Below are 3,384 nucleotides of genomic sequence, written 5' to 3'. Positions count from 1 at the left end.
CCCGATGGAGAACCTGTCGCTGTTCATCATGGCCGGCTACGGCACGGACGACAACCTCACGGACCCGACCTATGCATGGCCCGCTGGCGGCCGCGGCTTCTACAAGCAGTGGGACGGCAACTGGGCTGTCTGGGGTGGTGGCACCTACACCATCAACGAGAAGACCTCGTTCAACACCCAGATCTCGTATGACGAAGGCGAAAACCTCGGCATCGCTGCCAACATTGCCTACGATATCGTTCCGGGCCTGACGATCACGGCCGAAGTCGACTACCTCCACTTCGGTGACAACAACTTCGATAACTGGACCAGCGCCGACGACGAAGACAGCTTCGGCGGCCTCCTCCGCTTCCAGCGCTCGTTCTAAGGGCTGGCTCTTTGCAAGTGAAATCCAGCCCGGGCGCTTCAACGCCCGGGCTGTTTTGTTTCGTGACTGGATCAAGGCAAACAGAAGGAACAGGGGGTAACGGTAGCTGAATAGGGTCCGTGGGGCGATTTCGTGGGATCCGTCGATAGGCGGATGAAATCACAACTGCGTGATCAAAACTCTTGAAAGGACGCTTCCAAGCAGATAGGGCTGACCTATCCACTCCGGGGGTGTGGCAAGACAATGACAAACGAAGCGATTCAAGAGGGTGCTCCCTCTGACCATTTTTCGATGTTTTCTTCTCAAAACGCAAAAATAAAATACAGTTATAACAAGATCAGAGAAGTAAAGTCGTACAAGGTCGGGGAGCTGTTTTCAGCATACCGAGACATACTGTGGGATGATGGGCGGCATAAATACAATGTCAGCTCCTTCATCGGCGAAATAGACGAGATTCTCCTCGGAGAGCGTTTCAGCGCCTTTGACCAGAGTACCCTGGACAACCTTATCGGCACCTTGCGCCAGCGCGGCAACAGCAACGCAACCATCAACCGGAAGATGGCTGCTCTCAGCAAACTGCTGCGCAAGGCTCACAAGATGGGGGATATCCACAGCCTGCCCGAGTTCCGCCGCCAAAAGGAGCGGGCGGGACGGATTCGCTTCATCGAGAGGGATGAGGAAGCCCAGCTATTCGCCGCCATAAAGAGGCGCAGCGAGGACGCTTACCGGCTTTCGGTCTTTCTTGTCGACACCGGTTGTCGCCTCGGCGAGGCGCTGGGTTTGATCTGGAACGATATCCAGGAGCATCGCGTCAGCTTCTGGATCACCAAATCCGGCCGCAGCCGCACCATTCCACTCACCGCCCGGACCAAAGAGGTGATCAAGCTGCCGGTCACCGAGGGCCGTCGGCCCAAAGGTCCTTTCACCAAGCTCAGCCAAGCGCAGTTTCGCGCCATCTGGAACGATGCGAAGGCCGAAATCGGCCTTGGCGCCGACGAACAGGTGGTGCCGCACATATTGCGCCACACCTGCGCCTCGCGTCTCGTCCAGGGCGGCATCGACATCAGGCGTGTGCAGATGTGGCTTGGCCACCAGACGCTGTCGATGACCATGCGTTACGCGCATCTTGCCACGAACGACCTCGACGGCTGTGTCGTCGTGCTGGAAACGCCTCGGTGCAATGGATCGGACGCGGGAAGCCCTCTGTCTTCTGCGGCAATGCAGGAACCAAGGAGCGAGCCGGTCGCGGCGAAAGCCTCATCCAAGGCGCCCCGGAAAAGTTCGAAGTCCGCGTAAGCCAAATTCAAGTAAAACCTCCAGGATTGAAGTCGATCCTTGAGGTTTTACTTCGAGTTCTGTTCAGCCTTATCCAGAAAAGCGGCGATGGTGCCGGGCAGGCCGCCGGTCTCGAGGAAAGGCGCATGGCCCTGGTCCTCGACCGTGGTCGCCTCGATACAAGGGTGACGCTTTCGCATCTGTTCGAGCGTCTCAGTGGACAGCAGCTTCGAATTGGCGCCACGTATGGTGAGCAAAGGCATCGCCGCCAGCGCCTCGAACTGCGGCCATAGTGCTGTCAACGGCTGGGTGAGATCGAGACCCGCCAGCGTGTCGACCAGCTTCGGGTCGAAATCCGGCACCAGCCCTTCATCCGTTTCGCGATAAAGGGCCGATACCATCCTGTCCCAATCCGCGTCGCTCAGGGCCGGAAAGTCGCTGCCATGCGCGCCGCGCAGAGCGCCGACCGCCTCAGCATGGGTTTTCGGCTTTGGCGCGCGCTCGAGATAGGAGCGGATATGGGCAAGACCGCCAGCCTCGATCTTCGGACCGATGTCGTTGAGAACGATGGCTTTCAGGACGGCCGGCCGCATCGCGCCGAGCACATGGATGATCAGCCCGCCGCGTGACGTGCCGATGAAGCCCGCCTCCTCGATATCAAGCGCCGCCAGCCCGGCGAGGATGTCACCGGCTTCGACGCCGACAGTGTAGTGGCCGATATCGGGGTCGTAGGCGGATTGCCCACGCCCGCGATAGTCGAAGGCGACGATTTTTCGCGGAGTTTGGGCCCGTCGCGACAGGTGCAGCGCCAGTTCATGAAAGTCGCGGCTATTGCGGGTGAGGCCAGGCAGGCAGACGACCGGCCAGCGTCCGGAGTTCGCTTCGCCGTAGATCCGGGCGTGGAGTTGCAGCCCGTCCGGCGAGGCGTAGAAGAAGTCGGAAAAACCGCTCGACATTTGGACTGATTCCTCTGGATGTGCCGATCTTTAAAGGCGAGGCGTCTGAGGGACAGCACCCCCCTCTGTCCTGCCGGACATCTCCCCCGCAAGGGGGGAGATTGGATGTCACGTCGGCTTTCGCCAATCTCCAGCGTTTAAGAGAAGGCGAGGCGTTGAAACCGCCAATCTCCCCCCTTGCGGGGGAGATGTCCGGCAGGACAGAGGGGGGTGTGAAGGATCACCGGCCTCTGGTTTTCCAGATGAAGACCGAGGTCTTACTTCGAACGCTTCCCCTCTCGCTCGTTCAACTCCGCCCGTTCACCAGATCGCCCACAATGTCGTACTTCCCGGAAATACGCATCTTGTAGACTTCGTAATTCTCCATCACGCGCTGGACATAACTTCTTGTTTCCGTGTAGGGAATCCGTTCGATCCAGTCGACGACGGCGTCGATGTCCTTGCCGCGCGGATCGCCGTATTTCGCCACCCACTGGGCGGCGCGGTTGGGGCCGGCATTGTAGCCGGCAAAGGTCAGCACGTAGGAGCCGTCGAAGCGGCCGAGCTGCTCGCCGAGGAAGGCGGCGCCCAGCGTCGCATTATAGCCGGCGTCGGTGGTCAGCCGCGCCTGCGAGAAAATCATTCCGGCCTTCTTCGCCAGTTGCTTGGCGGTCCCCGGCATCAGCTGCAGCAGCCCGCGCGCGCCGGCGCTGGAGACGGCGCCGATGTTGAACTCGCTTTCCTGGCGGGCGATCGCATAGGCCAGCGCCTTGCCCGAGCCGGAAATGTTGGCGGTGTCGGGAATGA

At 60.1% G+C, this 3,384-nt stretch carries 4 protein-coding genes; 2 read left to right on the top strand and 2 right to left on the bottom strand.

Features of this window, described 5'->3' with window-relative positions:
• Nucleotides 1-367, top strand: a 367-nt coding sequence (locus E5W87_RS15325; RefSeq protein ID WP_292398741.1) for a porin, incomplete at its 5' end; no start/stop codon positions are given.
• Between the two features lie 243 nt (nt 368-610).
• Complete coding sequence (locus E5W87_RS15320; RefSeq protein ID WP_292398738.1) at nt 611-1,663, top strand: site-specific integrase; 1,053 nt, start codon at nt 611-613, stop codon at nt 1,661-1,663.
• Between the two features lie 47 nt (nt 1,664-1,710).
• Here E5W87_RS15320 and E5W87_RS15315 read toward each other — a convergent pair whose 3' ends face one another.
• Nucleotides 1,711-2,598 (bottom strand): alpha/beta hydrolase, encoded by an 888-nt coding sequence (locus E5W87_RS15315; RefSeq protein ID WP_292398735.1) that lies wholly within the window; start codon nt 2,596-2,598, stop codon nt 1,711-1,713.
• Between the two features lie 286 nt (nt 2,599-2,884).
• Nucleotides 2,885-3,384 (bottom strand): lytic transglycosylase domain-containing protein (locus E5W87_RS15310; RefSeq protein WP_292398731.1); only part of this gene is annotated, 500 nt, incomplete at its 5' end.

It is taken from the genome of Mesorhizobium sp. (assembly GCF_004962925.1).
Lineage (GTDB): Bacteria > Pseudomonadota > Alphaproteobacteria > Rhizobiales > Rhizobiaceae > Mesorhizobium.
Note: the sequence above shows the minus strand (reverse complement) of the source record. Positions and strands in the feature narration are given on the sequence as shown.

Coding starts and splice junctions, on each gene's coding strand:
- E5W87_RS15320 (WP_292398738.1), top strand. CDS start 611: ATGACAAACGAAGCGATTCAAGAGGGTGCTCCCTCTGACCATTTTTCG.
- E5W87_RS15315 (WP_292398735.1), bottom strand. CDS start 2,598: ATGTCGAGCGGTTTTTCCGACTTCTTCTACGCCTCGCCGGACGGGCTG.